The following is a 15875-nucleotide window of genomic DNA, read 5'->3' as shown; positions in this document are numbered from 1 at the left end:
TAAAAAGTATTATTTAGAGATCAAAACAGATATATTTTCTCAACGATGGCGCATACCTATCCGGACATACTGAAAGTAGTACCTTCTTTACTGTCCTTCAATTGAATACCAAGGGCAGCCAACTGATCCCTGATCTTATCTGAAGTACCAAAATCTTTATTTGCACGGGCTTCGTTGCGCAATTTAATAAGCAAGTCAACCACACCGGTCAATTTTTCCATATCCTTACCCGAATCATTTTTATTTTCCAGGCCAAGAACATCAAAAACAAAGCCTGTCATACTCTCATTAAGTAATCTTAAATCTTCAGAGGATATTTTTTCCTTTCCTTCTTTTATCAGGTTGATATGTTTAACTCCTTCAAATAAGTTAGCGATTAGAATGGGGGTATTAAAATCGTCGTTCATTGCATCGTAGCACTTTTGCTTCCATGCTTTTACATCAAAATCTGAAGTACTATCCGTATTTAATTTGTTAAGATCGTTAACGGCTTCCATAAGTCTTTGATATCCCTTCTCCGAGGCCAGCAAAGCTTCGTTACTCAAATCCAAAATACTGGTATAATGCGCCTGCATCATAAAAAACCTTACCACAGAAGGTGAAAATGCTTTACTTAGAATGGTATTATCACCACTGAAAATCTCATCAGGGAGAATATTATTCCCCGTGGATTTGGCCATTTTTTTACCATTTAGGGTAAGCATATTGGCATGCAGCCAGTATTTTACGGGAGCCTGGCCATTACTAGCTTCGGCCTGGGCAATTTCGCATTCATGGTGAGGAAATTTCAGATCCATACCACCTCCGTGAATATCAAACCTCTCACCCAGATATTTGGTGCTCATGGCTGTACATTCCAGGTGCCATCCCGGAAAACCATCGCCCCATGGGGAAGGCCAGCGCATAATATGTTGCGGTTCCGCCTTTTTCCAAAGTGCAAAATCCTGAGGGCTTTTCTTTTCATCCTGGGCAGTAAGCTCGCGGGTATTGGAAATCATGTCTTCCAACTTCCTGCCACTCAGTTTGCCATACTCAAAAGCCTCATTGAATTTTTTGACGTCAAAGTATACCGAACCATTAATTTCATAGGCATAACCTTTATCCAGGATATCTTTTATAATTTCAATTTGTTCAATAATATGACCCGTAGCAGTAGGTTCAATGCTAGGGGGTAAAAAGTTGAATTTCTGAAGGATATTGTGAAAATCTACCGTATAGCGTTGAACCACTTCCATAGGCTCAATTTGCTCTAACCTGGCCTTTTTCGCAATCTTATCTTCTCCTTCATCCAGGTCATCTTCGAGATGGCCCGCGTCTGTAATATTTCTTACATATCGAACTTTATACCCTAAATGCCTGAGGTATCTGAATATCATATCAAAAGACATGAAAGTTCTGCAATTTCCCAGATGTACGTTGCTGTAAACTGTAGGTCCGCATACATACATTCCCACATGTCCTTCGTTAATTGGTTGGAATGGTTCTTTAGTACTGGTAAGGGAATTGTAAACTATAAGGTTTTGCGTTTTATACAATTGCATTTTTCCTATATACAATTAGAAATTGGTTTCCAGGTTGATATAATCCAGGAACTCACGTCTGGTTCCTTCTTCTTTAAATTTACCACCGTATTCCGCGGTGACTGTACTACTGTCTACATCGCGTATTCCACGTGAATTAACACATAAATGTTTAGCATCTATGACACAGGCAACATCTTTGGTCCCTAAAACTTTTTGAAGTTCTTTTACAATTTGGATATTTAAGCGTTCCTGAACCTGTGGTCTTTTCGCAAAATAATCAACGATTCGATTCATCTTGGAAAGTCCAACCACGGTGCCATTTGAAATATAAGCAATATGCGCTTTTCCTACAATTGGAAGAAGGTGATGCTCACAGGTAGAATATACTGTGATATTTTTTTCAACCAACATTTCACCATATTTGTACTTGTTGTCAAAAGTGGAGGATTTAGGTTTTTTCTTTGGCTGTAAACCACCAAAGAGTTCCTTTACATACATTTTTGCAACCCTGTCTGGTGTACCGTTTAAACTATCATCTTCCATATCCAGTCCCAGAGTAAGCATTATTTCCCTTACATTTTCACGGATACGTTCAATTTTTTCTTCATCGCTTAAAACAAACGCATCTTTTCTCATTGGCGTCTGTTCAGATGATGAGACATGATCTTTACCAAAGTCCTCAAAATGTTCTTCCAATGTACTGTCTAATTTCATCCTGATACCTCTTTTAGCAAGGGCAAAGATATACATTATATGGCACTTTATACGCTGTTTAAGGCGATACACAACATAAATTAGTGTTAAGGATAAGTACGGGGTATTTTTATAAATTCCAAAAGGTATGCCTGTCTATGAAGTGTAAAAGCTTAATATTCTGGATTTTAACAGTTCTTGGGACCAACTCACTAATGGCCCAGGTGGCGGCTGATTGCAGCAATGCTGTACCTATATGCAGTAATACTCCTGTAAATGGTGGTACTCAGGGATATGGTTTGGATGACTATAACGGGGCAACCACCAGTGGTTGCCTGGAACAAACAATGACCGGCGCAATAGAGTCTAATTCGGCCTGGTATCGATTTCGAACAGGCGCATCAGGGCAATTGGGTTTCAATATTGGTTTTGATACCTCTGAGGACTGGGATTTTGCACTATACCGGGCAAGTGACTGCAATAATTTAGGAGACCCTATCCGCTGTAATTTCTTTGATAACAGTGATGAGGAAGCCTTTATGGGGGTAGGGGAAGACCCTACAGGAAATACCGCAACTGTTCTCTATGAAGATTGGTTACAGGTTATGCCCGGGGAGGATTATTACCTGATGATAAATAACTTTAGTAACAATAATTCAGGGTTTTCAATTCAATTTTCCGGTGATATTTTTATAACAAACCCATTTGATGCACTGGACTGCTCTATTATAAACAATCTTCTTGGACCACCGCTCGCAGCCTGCGATAACGAAAATATTATTCTAGATGCTACCACTGCAGACGCTCTGAGCTATACCTGGTATAGTGATACAGGGTCTGGATTTCAGCTTATAGCAGGAGAAACCGGTTCAACGCTGCATGCACTGGTATCCGCCATGTACAGAGTTGAAATAATCACCACATCAATGGCCAATATTATAAGTGATGTGCAAGTTGCTTTCAATACATCCCCGGTTTCAAATCCCGTACCTGATGAAATGCTATGTTCAGAAGCCAACGGATTTGACTTGACTCAAAAGGATAGTCAGGTCCTGGGATCCCAGGATCCTGCTGCTTTCAGGGTTAGTTATCACAATTCTTTAAATGATGCCCAGCTCGGCATAAATTCAATAATATCGCCCTATTCGTTGAATGCGGGCACGGAGACCATCTATATTAGAACCAGCTCGATAGAAAATCCAAGGTGTTATGACGCATCAGAGCAATTTCAACTAAACGTTATAGAAACACCCATTTTAAATATTCCTACAGAAATTTTTATTTGTGAGGATTCCGCGGGATTAGAAATTGGTGAAACCATGCCCAACCCCAGCTATTCGTATTCATGGGATACCGGTGAAACCACACCGAGTATTCTGGTTTCCCAGGCAGGGAATTATACCCTGACGGTTACGAATACACAATGGGGGCAAACGTGTTCAACGACTATTGCAATTGCAGTTGTCGTTTCTGAAACTCCCGTAATAACGGACGTTTTAATTGAAGATTTGCAAAATAATAATACCGTTGAAGTGCTGACCGATATTATGGGTGATTTTGAATACCAAATAGACAATGAAGCATACCAGACCAGTAATATTTTTACTAATGTTTCACCTGGGATTCATACGGTGACCATTAATGATCTCAATGGATGCGGTTCGGTATCTGAAACAATTACCGTAGTAGGATTCCCCAGTTTTTTTAGTCCCAATGGCGATGGAATTAACGATTATTGGCATATACTGGGAGTTAGTAACCTTGAAGATCCTATGGTTTATGTTTATGACAGATATGGGAAACTCCTGAAACAATTAGATGAAACGAGCCTTGGCTGGGATGGTACATTTAATGGCAGGGAATTGCCTTCTACAGACTATTGGTTTAAACTTACTTACATTGATTTTGAAGGCCAGCGTAGCGAGGCCAGGTATATCAATAATCATTTTTCATTAAAAAGATAATCGGCAGGTTTATTGAAGCAGGCCGTTTGTCGATAAAGTGCAGAAAAACTTGGGCGAGATATACTAAATTTTGGACCTGAGAGTTATAGTAATGATTATTTATATAATGATAGCCCCTTAATCTATGCGAACACTCGTTAGCTCCCTGTGCTGCCTGCTCCTTTTCTGTATTGGACTTAATGCACAGAACTCTCCCGATTGCCGTAGTGCCATACCTGTATGTGCCGATGCACCTATTCTATCCCTGACCGATGGTTTGGGAGATGTAGACGATTTTGATCCTGATGTAATCAGGCAATCTGGCTGCTTGGAGAAAGGGAGTGTGAGTTCCGCAAATATTGAAAATAACACATCCTGGTATGTTTTTAGGGCAGGAACTGATGGTCAAATTGGTTTTGATATAGAAGCGTTACCGGCGGTAGGAACTACAATAACTTCTGAATATGATTTTGCCTTGTATGGACCAGACACTTCTTGTGCAGACATAAGCAATGGTACAGCGCAACCTATACGATGTAATTACGAAGTAAATAGCACAAATTTTACCGGAGTAGGGGTTAACCCGGAAAACGGCCAGGAAGGGGCGCCACCTCTTACGGCTAATCAAAATACTTATGATGAATGGCTGGACGTGATCGAAGGAGAGATTTATTACCTCCTGATTAATAATTTCAACACCAATTTTGATGGAAACCCGGAACCTTTTTCATTGACTTTTACAGGCAGTTCTGTGGATGCAGATCAAAATACGGCGCTTGACTGTACGTTGCGAGATGAATTTTTAGGATTGGATATTGTTGCATGCGAAGGGGATCCTGATATAACCTTAACAGCATTAAATTCCCCTGCCGGGCCGGATATTGCCACAGTAACCTGGACGGTAGATTATGATGACGACGGAACAATAGATGCCACCCTTCCGGGAACAGGACCTCTTGGAGCAGAATTAGTAGTAAGCAGTCCAAATTCCGGACGTTATTTTGTGGAGATATTAACCACCCTGGCTACAACTATCACAGATGATATTCTGATAACCTATTATGGAATTCCGGTTTTATTACCAGATCCTGATGGGATAGTTATATTGGACGACTTGTCTGATAGTAATAATGTAGAATTTTTTGTGGATGGTGATGGCGATTATGAATATGCCATCAACGGAGGTGAATTTCAGGACGAATCCGTATTTTTGGATATTCCTCCGGGTTTAAACACGGTAATTATAAATGACAAAAACGGATGTGGTACTACAGAACCCATTGAGTTTTTGGTTGTAGGATATCCTAAGTTCTTTACCCCAAACGGCGATGGTATCCATGATGCGTGGAATATCAAGGGAATTGAAACACTTTCTAACCCTGTGGTGTTTATTTTTGACCGCTACGGTAAATTGTTAAAACAACTGGATGAAACCACCATAGGATGGGATGGTACATTTAACGGAAGACCCATGCCTTCTTCAGATTATTGGTTTCGTTTAGAGTATGCTCGTAATGAAGATGGGGTTCTGGTAGCGAATACCATACGTACGCATTTTTCTCTGGTGCGATAATAAAAAAACCCTGAAGTTCATCAGGGCTTTTTTAATTTCATTTTTCTAGAAGTTTATGGTATACCCGAAACTATAATTATTTATAGCTGCGTATACACTTGCCGGGGTAGAGATGCCAACATCTGCAAGTTGCACATCAACATCACGGGTAGCCCTGCTATAGGTAAAGTCGAATCTGCTTCCTCCAAAATTGTATCCTATCCCTGCAGAAAATCCGTTTAAATCACCTATTGTAATTTTGTTTCTGAAAGGACTTTGTTCGTAGCGATAGCCTCCACGAAGACTAAACTTTTTTATTCTATATTCGCCACCAACCCTAAATGTGGATACAGCTCTGAGTTCCTGGCCAATCTCAGAATTTACTCTAGCAAAACTAGCATCAGAGGTAGGGCGTAATTCGGCATTGGACATATCCTGATATCCGTAATCGAGACTTAACAGACCATTAGCGCCAAACACAAAAGCCATACTTCCATTAAACTTGCCCGGAGTCTTTACTTTGTAATCAGGAAAAAGATTGACAATATTAAAATCAATAAATCTTATATCGGGATTTTTTACAGGAGAATCCGAATTGATTCTTTGCGAAAAATCATCCCTTAAATCATACCAGGTAGGAGATTGATAACTAGCCCCCATTCTTATAAATTTGTTCAATCGTGCAATTAGTCCGAGACTGAATGAAAATGCGTTACCTCGCGAAACCAGTAGATTATCAAAATTAGTAAATTGAATTTCCGATGAAGCATCATATCCTGCTTCACTCAACTGCGTATATTTTTCATAATAGATGCTGTGAAAATTCAAGGATGCGCCCATAAAAAGGAAATCCTTGTATTGGGAACCGAAATTCATTGTAAACTTACTGTTATATCCCCGTGTCGATTGTAAAAATTCCTGATTCACCGTGCCATAATCAGCATTGGAAATATATTGGGTATTGCTGTCATCATCAATATCCACAGGGTCGATAACCCCGGACTGAAATCCTAAAAATGCCTGCTGTGGTCCAAAACCAAGACTACTCCCTATATCCAGATAAGCTTCTTCAATAAGCTCCCCGTCCTGCACACGAAGCGGACCTAAAGGTTCGCCCTGAGCAAAGGCAAGAAAGTAGTTGTCTATTCCTTCATTGCTATTCCCGGAAGCAAAAAACTCATTGCTAAAATTCCGTACAAGATCGTAATTAAAGGCTAAGGAATATTTTCTCCAATCCGAACCTTTGTTCATGTTCTTAAAAACAAAAACACCACCTATCTGATTAATTTTAAATGAATTAAGTCGGGTATTATTTGTTCGCCCAAAGTAAGCAGCATCATTATTTCTATTGTAGTTAGTACCTGTCATGGTAAACTGACTATTGTTGAAAACGGCTGAACCTGCAGGATTAATATTTAAGGCTGAGAGATCACCTCCAAGTGCTCCAAATGCGCCGCTCAACCCTTGAAAACGAGCCGTTCCATTAGTGTTTTCAATACTGTACCTGAGTACATCCTCTATATTCTGCGCGTTTGCAGTTGCACATATCAATACCAGGATGAAAAATATAGATCTTTTCATATTATATAAATTTAATACTACTGTTTTTATGGGATTATTGTCTGCCTCTGCTACCTGATGATCTGGATCCCCCGGAACTTCTTCCGCCACCAGAACTCCTCATGCCGCCACCGGAACTTCTCATGCTGCCGGAACTCCTCATACCACCACCGGAACTTCTCATACTACCGGAGGACCTTGAAGAAGATCTACCTGAACTTCTATAGCTTCCTGAGCTTCTGGAGCTGCTACCCGAACTTCTATAACTTCCGGAGCTTCTTGAACTACTCCTCGAGCCTCTATATCCGGATGTCCTGGGCATAGATGATGAAGATCGTGATCTGGAATACCCTGAGCTTCTCTGAGCGGGAGCCCCGTAAGACCTTCTGGCCGCGCTAGATCTGCTGGCTGTACCTCTGTTATAAGAGCTTGTACCAGCTGTAGGCCGTCTATAGGTATTCCTACTTCTTGTTGAACTTGAATATCCGGGTACAGATCGCGTACTTCTGCTTGACCTGTATGCCCTGTTTCTTTCTATAGCAGCGGTACTAACCGATCTCCTTGCTGTTGCTCCCGAACGTGATCTACTATAAGCACCTGAGCTTCGTGTTGCCGAAGATGTCCTTCCTGTGCCGGACCTGGCGGCACTTGATCTTGTGCGGGAAGCGGTTCTTCCATTTCCTGAGGTCAAACTAGACCTTCCCCTGCCGGAAGTAAGATTAGATCTTCCTCTCAGTGAATTGGATGCTAAGGAATTACTACCGTAATAGCCTCTCCTGCTTCTGTTATATGAATATCTTCCTCCATAACCATAACCATAACCGTAATAAGGATAGTAGCCACCCCAGTAGCCACCCCAGCCCCAGCCATAACCAGGATATCCCCAGCCCCAGCCTGGATAGCCCCAGCCACCCCAGCCCCAGCCTGGATAGCCCCAATAACCACCCCAGCCGATACCAAAACCAATACCAATGCCAGCACCACCCCAACCCCAACCAGTGTTGTAGTTGTTGATGGTTACATTAGATTGATTATCGCCCCAGCCAGCATAGCCGGCATAGTCGTTATAGTCCTGATAATAATTTCCTTCCGGTACAACCTGCAGACTATCATTTTCTACTTCCCCTCCATAATAATCATCAACATCCGTAAAGACTTCACCTTCCATGTAGTCATCAATATCATCTGCTCTTTGACCAAAATAGTCTCCATAAACTCCATCACCCTGATTTTGTTTGGACTGCTTCTTTTGTTTTGTATAGACCTTTTCGGTCCCTTCTGTATAGATACCATCATTGTCATAATAAGAGGCTTCCTGATAAGAACCACAAGAAACCACTAATATGCCTACTAACAGAACTATAGTAGTCATAGTTAATTTGGGTAGGGGTAAAGATTGTATCATCGCTTAAAATTTATATTGTTGAACATTTTAAAAATAGTTAGTTTTACCAAACTATTTCGACAATAAGAATACAAGTTTTGTGCCAAAGTATATTTGATGGGTAAAAAATTAACGAAAAGGAGCGAGGATTATTCCAAATGGTATAACGAACTCGTCATTAAGGCTGATTTGGCCGAAAATTCTGGTGTTAGGGGATGTATGGTTATAAAACCATACGGCTTTGCCATTTGGGAAAAGATACAAGCAGGTTTGGATAAGATGTTCAAGGATACAGGGCATCAGAATGCATATTTCCCTTTGTTTATCCCAAAATCATACCTTAGTAAAGAAGCGAGTCATGTTGAGGGTTTTGCCAAAGAATGTGCCGTGGTCACCCATTACAGGTTAAAAAATGCGGAAGACGGCAGTGGTATTATCGTCGATGAGGAGGCCAAACTGGAGGAAGAACTTATTGTGAGACCCACCTCGGAAACTATTATCTGGGATACTTTTAGAAAGTGGATTCAGTCCTACAGAGATCTTCCCCTATTGATTAACCAATGGGCCAATGTGGTGCGTTGGGAAATGAGGACACGATTGTTTCTTCGCACGACAGAGTTCCTCTGGCAGGAAGGGCATACCGCGCACGCTACTGAAAAAGAGGCAATTGAGGAATCTGAGTTGATCCTCGATATTTATGCAGATTTTGCTGAAAACCATATGGCTGTACCCGTTATTAAGGGAACAAAAACTGAAAATGAACGCTTTGCAGGGGCAATAGAAACCTATTGCATTGAAGCGCTCATGCAGGACGGGAAGGCTTTACAAGCCGGGACATCACATTTTCTGGGCCAGAATTTTGCTAAAGCTTTTGATGTTAAATTTGCGACAAAAGAAGGTAAGCAAGAATATGTATGGGCTACTTCGTGGGGCGTTTCTACCCGATTAATGGGTGCTCTAATTATGACGCATAGTGATGATAACGGTTTGATATTACCACCTAAACTGGCGCCTATTCAAGTGGTAATAGTCCCTATTTATAAAGGTATGGAGCAATTAGATACCATCACAGAACGGGTAAACCCGCTGTTAAAGGAATTGCAAGGCAAAGGTATTTCTGTGAAATATGATAAGCGCGATACCCATAAACCGGGTTTTAAGTTTAATGAATATGAATTAAAAGGAGTTCCGGTCAGAATTGCTATTGGGCAACGCGATATGGAGAACGGAACCTATGAACTGGCGCGCAGAGATACATTGGAGAAGGAAGTTGTAGCAGCAGACGACGTGGTTTCCAGAATTGAATTTTTACTGGGGGATATCCAGAAAAATATTTTTGACAAAGCCAGAAATTATAGGGAGGAACATATTTCCAGGGTTGATAACTACGAAGACTTCAAAGAAGTTTTAGAACAGAAAGGCGGCTTTGTTTTGGCACATTGGGATGGCACTTCTGCTACTGAAGATCAAATAAAAGAGGAAACCAAAGCCACAATCAGGTGTATTCCTTTAGATGCTGAAGAAGAGTCAGGTAGCTGCATGGTTACGGGAAATCCTTCCTCAAAAAGGGTTCTATTTGCGAAGGCGTATTAAGAGGAGTCAAAAAAAAATATAATGGAGTTGGTATAGTAAAAAATAATTGTATTTTTGCATCCGCAATTATGCGATCTAAAGGCCCGTTCGTCTAGGGGTTAGGACGCCAGGTTTTCATCCTGGTAACAGGGGTTCGATTCCCCTACGGGCTACAAAAACTGGAAGCCCGAATAAATAAAATAAAAAGAAGATGGCAAATCATAAGTCGGCATTAAAAAGAATCAGAAGGAACGAAGTTGTGCGGTTACGTAACAGGTATCAGCATAAAACAACAAGAAATGCAATTAAAAAATTAAGGGGTGAGACCGATAAAAAGAAGGCCGAAACCCTACTGCCAGATGTGGTTAGTATGATAGACAAGCTGGCTAAGCGCAATATTATACACTCCAATAAAGCGGCTAATTTAAAAAGTAAGCTTACAAAGCATATTGCTGCATTGTAAAAAAATAAGCTCAACTCTCAGAGCCCTGACCGGTTGGTCAGGGCTTTTTTATGGCGTATAGTGCCTGTCATAATATGTAATGGCCTCAGGTTGAGACATGGCTGCAAAGCTTTTATATCTTGAATGCACATCCACGATTTCATCCATTACCTCGTCAACAAGTTCACGATTTTTCCATTTGCTCAACGATGAGACCACAATAGCCAAACCCCCTTTTTTACAGGAAATCTGTTTTACCAATTTCACCTGCTAGATTAATTGCAGTTTGTCACTATTTATCATTTTCAGAGCTTAGCATAGTTTTGTTCGTCTTTACTATTTTGGGTTTTAAGGTACTTTCCGTATGGTACAATTTGCCGGTTACCGTATATGCGGCCTTGCGAATATAGGTGTCCTCATCAGAGAAATACTTTTTTATCGCAGACTATCGCTCTTGTGAAGATCATTAATTATATCGTTCTGTATTTCATCCACAAGACTTTCCCTTTCCTTCTATGGTAAGTCGTAGAATCCCATCTGGTCAAATTATTAAGCGTTTATTACCCTAAGCGTAATAAATAATCCTATTAATCATATATGCGAATTATTTCTCCATTCACTTTTCCTTCTACACTTCTTATATATCCCCTTAGCATTTTATCCATTGGAATAGGGGTATGACCCGGAAAGTAGTCCCCGTATTTATCCACTGCTTTTTCCACAAGGCCCGGGGAAACTGCATTCACCCTGATTTCGTTTTCCATTTCAAGGATGACAGATTTTACGAAACTATGAATTGCTCCGTTAACCATGGCTGCACTGGTGGTCATTACAACAGGATCGTCGGCAAGTATCCCTGTAGTTAAGGTTATGGAGCCTTTGGCGTTGACATGATTTTTCCCAATTCGTACCAGATTAACCTGGCCCATTAGTTTACTCCGTATACCTATATAAAAATCTTCTTCAGACAGTTCATTGAATGGAGCCCATTTGGCTTCACCGGCACAGCAAATTATGGCATCCACAGGGCCGGTCTTTTTAAAAAGTGCTTCAATAGATTCACTATTTGATATATCCACCAGGAGATCAGCTTTGCTTCTACCTGCCGTTAGGACTTCGTGTTTTTTAGAAAAGTAAGCAGTAAGTTTGCTTCCAATTGTACCCTTCCCGCCAATGATCAGAATTGTCATAATTGCCTTATTTGGTTAATAGTTTTCGCCTCCTCATATTAATAAATCCGTAAGCAAAACAAACGTTCATTGCCACAATCAGAATCAGGTGTGCCTCCCTGAGCCAGGTGCCAAATTCGTATAATTCAGGATAATTCCTGCTTATTTTAATAGGAAGGTAACCCACATAGAAAATGAGGATTCCAAGACTTAGCCAGGACAAAAGATCCCTTTTTAAAAATGATACCCCGAAGTGCTTCTTTAAATGCCTTCGATAAAAAAAGATACAACTAATTAAAATTAAGGCGCCTGCAATATAAGAGGCCAGTTGCGGTTTCGTGGCAAAGGATTGAAAAAATAGGTTCACGATCGATATGACCAAAAATACAACTGCTCCTGCTTTTATAAGTTTTCTATGATTTTTATTAGAGACATAAGAGTAGTAGACAAAATAGAAATACAGAAAAAATACAATATTGTAGATGTTGAAAATAAGCCAATTGTTATTGTAATAGATCTCCTTGAATATAAGGCTAATCTCATCATTTTCTCTAATAAATTGCCCCAGTATTTCCGTTAGAAAAGTATACATTAACAAAACAGGTAAAAAGCGCAAGGGGGTATCATAGTACCTTGGATACCTCCAAAGAGATAGCAATAAGACAATGCCATACAATGGCAGGTATATATATTCCAAAATTGAATCCAGCAAACTCAGATTTAATGGTTATTTATTAGGTTGGTCAAGAAATTTATTTTCTTGGTGGAGGCGCAGAGCTGCCTTCGTTTAAAATGGTACTACCACCTCCAAATTGCAATGGGCTCATAGTTGAGGTATTCGCATTGTTGAAATTTGGTCCCATAGAAGCAAATGATTTGTCATTCTTATGTACGGCACCCATTCCTTCAGGAATATAAGGAGATAAATCCCAACTTAAATAGGCCGGCCTCAGGGAGCCATCTTCCTGTTCCTTAAGATAAAAACCATATTGTGCATTATCTACAGTTGATGCAGGTAAAATAAATATAGAATTTTGTCTGGGATGAATTACTGGATTTCCATCTTCAAACCTGGCCTCATCGGGGTAATTGGAGAAATAAAAACGTAATGTTGAGATTTCAATATCAGCTTTTGCAGCTTCTTGTTCTATATAGGCCAAATAGTCTTTGATGGTCTGGTAATCATAATAGACATATCGGGCAACATCGAAAGAGTCCTTGACTTTAGGTTGTTCTTGTTTTTGTAGCTCTTGTGATTTTTCGTAATTCTGAATTAGGGGCACTCTTCGTTCCGTATAGCTCTGGTACATTTTCCTTGCCTGTTCTACAGAAATAATCTGTTCGGGAGCTTTTACTTCTTCAATTTTTTCAACAGTTTCCGCTTCTTTCGTTTTTTGGTCACCGCAAGCGGTGAATACAAAAAGAGCCGCATAAGTGAAGAAGAGCGCAAACGGAACATTTTTTTTAAAATTTTTCATGGTTCTAAAATTATAGACATATATTAATTAAACTTTTGGGGAACCGTTTTTCTATTCCTAAATGTAACACTTATTCTATTAAAATAGAGAATTGACTTACAAATAGCCACAGTAGATATCCGGAATAAAAAAATCCCAATGATTTGCTACCATTGGGATTTTCTTTAATCGAGGATGATTTTTATTGACTCATAGTCATCAAAAACTCCTCATTATTTTTCGTTTGCTTTATGCGCTGTTCCATAAATTCCATAGCCTCCACAGGATTCATATCCGCAAGGTATTTTCGCATAATCCACATCCTTTGAATGGTATTTTCATCTAATAAAAGGTCATCCCTTCTTGTCGAAGATGAAATAAGGTCTATAGCAGGGAATATCCTGCGGTTACTTATGCGCCTGTCTAGCTGCAATTCCATATTACCGGTTCCTTTAAATTCCTCAAAGATAACCTCGTCCATTTTAGATCCGGTTTCCGTAAGGGCCGTAGCGATAATAGACAATGAACCTCCATTCTCAATATTTCGGGCTGCTCCAAAAAATCGTTTGGGCTTATGTAGTGCATTTGCATCTACACCTCCACTGAGAACTTTTCCCGAAGCGGGTTGAACGGTATTATAGGCCCGTGCAAGCCTGGTAATGGAATCCAGAAGGATTACTACATCATGTCCGCATTCTACCAGCCTTTTTGCTTTATGAAGTACAATATTGGCTACGCGCACATGCTCTGTTGCTTCTTTATCAAAAGTAGAGGCAACAACTTCACCACTCACATTCCGCTGCATATCGGTAACTTCTTCAGGCCGTTCGTCGATTAACAGAATAATCTGATAAACTTCCGGGTGATTTGCGGCAATAGCATTGGCAATATCTTTTAAAAGCATTGTTTTACCCGTTTTAGGCTGGGAAACAATCATTCCTCTTTGCCCCTTGCCTATAGGTGAAAACAAATCTATAATTCGTGTGGAAAGGTTACTTTGACGTTCGGCCAACTTAAATTTTTCCTGAGGGAACAAAGGTGTCAGGTGTTCAAAAGAAACCCTGTCCCGCACTACCTGAGGATCCATTCCATTAATTTTGTTCACCTTAATTAAAGGAAAATATTTTTCTCCTTCTTTTGGCGGACGTACGTTTCCTAAAACCGTATCTCCCGTCTTCAGGCCAAATAGCCTTATTTGCGACTGGGAAACATAGATGTCATCAGGAGAAGAAAGGTAATTATAATCCGAAGATCTGAGAAAACCATAACCATCCTGCATGATATCCAGAACACCTTCGCTTTCAATAATACTGTCAAATTCGTATTCGGGCTGCTTGTATTTATTTTTCAGGTCCTTATCAAAGTTACTGTTCTTGCTGTCTTGCCCATTTTTATGGTGCTGAGGTTTTTTTCCTTGCTGACCCTTACTGTGTTGAGTACTGCTTTTTGGATGCTCTTTTTTAGGATGATGCGAAGAACCGCTTTGCTGGGAACTATGTTGCTTTGGCTTAGGTTTAGCCCCCTTATCCTCAGATGTTTGGGTCTTTTGGGGAGCTTTCCTGACGCTCTTTGCAACATCAGGTCTGTGAACCGGGGCCGTTTCTTTTTCCTTTACGGCTACTGTGGTGCTTTTCACAGCTTGCGGATTACTGGCTTGTAAGTCTAGGATTTGATATACCAAATCCAGTTTTTTTAACGTCTTATATTTAGGGACGTTTAAATTTTTAGCAATATCCTGAAGCTCAGGCAGCTTTTTTGCTTTTAAATCTGAAATCTCAAACATTGAGTATTGAATAAGTTATAATATATAAAATTGAAGTATGTTGATATTTTGGGTATTACATGGGATTGAGATCCCAATAGGTAAGTGTTAGAACTACTAACGTCACAATATTACGAATTATTTTAAACAAATCACCGCATATTATTTATTAATTTAATTCTCCTGCGTTCTGCTTAACCCTTTAAATCCTATAAATAGCTCATATTTATAAAGGCACTACCTTAAATTATACAAATTGTATCTCCTTACGACAGTATTTTTTACTTTATATTCCATGGTTATATTTTAAAAGACATGTACTTTTGCATTTCTATTTTTAGATAAACCATGATTCAGCGAATACAAACTGTTTATTTAATTTTGGTTACTCTTATTACAGGGGGATTACCATTTTATGTAAGCCTTTGGACAGAAACTGAAAGCAATGAGGTTTTTGCCTCGGATATTCCCTGGATAGCCATAGCCTTTTTAGTTTCCTCTGCCTTAACCCTTATTTCTATATTTTTATTTAAGAACCGAAAAAATCAATTTGTTTTTAACAGGTTGAATATAATATTACATCTTTTTTTACTAGGATTTTTCGTTTACCGATCGCTAAACTTATCCGGAGAGACCTCGGTCTCTGAGAAGGGTATTGGGATGCTGATTCCTGTATTTTCTATCGTTTTTTTAGTCCTGGCCAACAGGGCTATAAAGAAGGATGAAGATCTTGTAAAATCTGTTGATCGCTTACGTTAAACCTGATATCTTAGTAGTATTAGTGCGTAACCCTGAAGTATGTTTATCTCTGCTTCAGG

General features: G+C 39.8%; 14 protein-coding genes and 1 tRNA gene. 6 read left to right on the top strand and 9 right to left on the bottom strand.

Annotated features, from left to right (window positions below; all coding sequences use genetic code 11):
- Positions 1 to 56: 56 nt before the first annotated feature.
- Together cysS and folE are read right to left on the bottom strand one after the other, a co-directional pair.
- The gene (cysS, locus tag Q0X77_RS04930) at positions 57 to 1541 is read right to left on the bottom strand and encodes a cysteine--tRNA ligase (protein WP_297793907.1); all 1485 of its coding nucleotides are present in this window, start codon (positions 1539 to 1541) and stop codon (positions 57 to 59) included.
- Between the two features lie 15 nt (positions 1542 to 1556).
- Entirely contained in the window at positions 1557 to 2237 is a 681-nt protein-coding gene (gene folE / locus Q0X77_RS04925) for a GTP cyclohydrolase I FolE (RefSeq protein ID WP_297793904.1), read from the bottom strand.
- A 137-nt stretch (positions 2238 to 2374) separates the two neighbouring features.
- Here folE and Q0X77_RS04920 point away from each other — a divergent pair, with 137 nt between their 5' ends.
- Together Q0X77_RS04920 and Q0X77_RS04915 are read left to right on the top strand one after the other, a co-directional pair.
- Positions 2375 to 4180: a T9SS type B sorting domain-containing protein gene (locus Q0X77_RS04920; protein WP_297793901.1), complete on the top strand. Its 1806-nt coding sequence runs from the start codon at positions 2375 to 2377 to the stop codon at positions 4178 to 4180.
- 124 nt (positions 4181 to 4304) lie between these two features.
- A complete protein-coding gene (locus tag Q0X77_RS04915) occupies positions 4305 to 5732 on the top strand; it encodes a T9SS type B sorting domain-containing protein (RefSeq protein ID WP_297793898.1) in 1428 nt (475 codons plus the stop codon).
- A 45-nt stretch (positions 5733 to 5777) separates the two neighbouring features.
- Here the strand turns inward: Q0X77_RS04915 and Q0X77_RS04910 are convergent, their stop codons facing one another.
- Both Q0X77_RS04910 and Q0X77_RS04905 read right to left on the bottom strand, forming a co-directional pair.
- On the bottom strand, positions 5778 to 7292 hold the full coding sequence (locus tag Q0X77_RS04910) for an outer membrane protein transport protein (protein WP_297793895.1): 1515 nt from the start codon (positions 7290 to 7292) through the stop codon (positions 5778 to 5780).
- A gap of 34 nt (positions 7293 to 7326) precedes the next feature.
- Positions 7327 to 8643 (bottom strand): hypothetical protein, encoded by a 1317-nt coding sequence (locus Q0X77_RS04905; protein WP_297793890.1) that lies wholly within the window; start codon positions 8641 to 8643, stop codon positions 7327 to 7329.
- A gap of 129 nt (positions 8644 to 8772) precedes the next feature.
- On the opposite strand from Q0X77_RS04905, the gene proS reads away from it, so the two are divergent.
- From proS to rpsT, 3 genes are all read left to right on the top strand, one after another.
- Positions 8773 to 10248 carry a proline--tRNA ligase gene (gene proS / locus Q0X77_RS04900; RefSeq protein ID WP_297793888.1) on the top strand — a complete coding sequence of 492 codons (1476 nt, stop codon included), beginning with the start codon at positions 8773 to 8775 and terminating at the stop codon, positions 10246 to 10248.
- Between the two features lie 80 nt (positions 10249 to 10328).
- A tRNA-Glu gene (locus Q0X77_RS04895) sits at positions 10329 to 10400 on the top strand.
- 38 nt (positions 10401 to 10438) lie between these two features.
- Positions 10439 to 10690 carry a 30S ribosomal protein S20 gene (rpsT, locus tag Q0X77_RS04890; protein WP_297793886.1) on the top strand — a complete coding sequence of 84 codons (252 nt, stop codon included), beginning with the start codon at positions 10439 to 10441 and terminating at the stop codon, positions 10688 to 10690.
- Between the two features lie 48 nt (positions 10691 to 10738).
- Here the strand turns inward: rpsT and Q0X77_RS04885 are convergent, their stop codons facing one another.
- From Q0X77_RS04885 to rho, 5 genes are all read right to left on the bottom strand, one after another.
- Positions 10739 to 10936: a hypothetical protein gene (locus Q0X77_RS04885; protein ID WP_297793883.1), complete on the bottom strand. Its 198-nt coding sequence runs from the start codon at positions 10934 to 10936 to the stop codon at positions 10739 to 10741.
- 320 nt (positions 10937 to 11256) lie between these two features.
- Positions 11257 to 11859 (bottom strand): short chain dehydrogenase, encoded by a 603-nt coding sequence (locus Q0X77_RS04880; protein ID WP_297793881.1) that lies wholly within the window; start codon positions 11857 to 11859, stop codon positions 11257 to 11259.
- Positions 11860 to 11866: 7 nt separating this feature from the next.
- Positions 11867 to 12550 carry a hypothetical protein gene (locus Q0X77_RS04875; RefSeq protein WP_297793878.1) on the bottom strand — a complete coding sequence of 228 codons (684 nt, stop codon included), beginning with the start codon at positions 12548 to 12550 and terminating at the stop codon, positions 11867 to 11869.
- A gap of 40 nt (positions 12551 to 12590) precedes the next feature.
- Positions 12591 to 13316 carry a hypothetical protein gene (locus tag Q0X77_RS04870; RefSeq protein WP_297793876.1) on the bottom strand — a complete coding sequence of 242 codons (726 nt, stop codon included), beginning with the start codon at positions 13314 to 13316 and terminating at the stop codon, positions 12591 to 12593.
- A 181-nt stretch (positions 13317 to 13497) separates the two neighbouring features.
- Positions 13498 to 15078, bottom strand: coding sequence for a transcription termination factor Rho (gene rho, locus Q0X77_RS04865; protein ID WP_297793873.1), 1581 nt, complete (start codon positions 15076 to 15078; stop codon positions 13498 to 13500).
- A gap of 327 nt (positions 15079 to 15405) precedes the next feature.
- Between rho and Q0X77_RS04860 the strand changes: the two genes are divergently transcribed.
- Positions 15406 to 15816: a DUF4293 domain-containing protein gene (locus Q0X77_RS04860; protein WP_297793871.1), complete on the top strand. Its 411-nt coding sequence runs from the start codon at positions 15406 to 15408 to the stop codon at positions 15814 to 15816.
- The last annotated feature ends 59 nt before the right edge of the window (positions 15817 to 15875 follow it).

This window comes from uncultured Eudoraea sp. (assembly GCF_947258925.1).
Classification (GTDB): Bacteria; Bacteroidota; Bacteroidia; order Flavobacteriales; family Flavobacteriaceae; genus Eudoraea.
The sequence above is the reverse complement of the archived record's forward strand: the minus strand, read 5'-3'. Positions and strand labels throughout refer to the sequence as shown.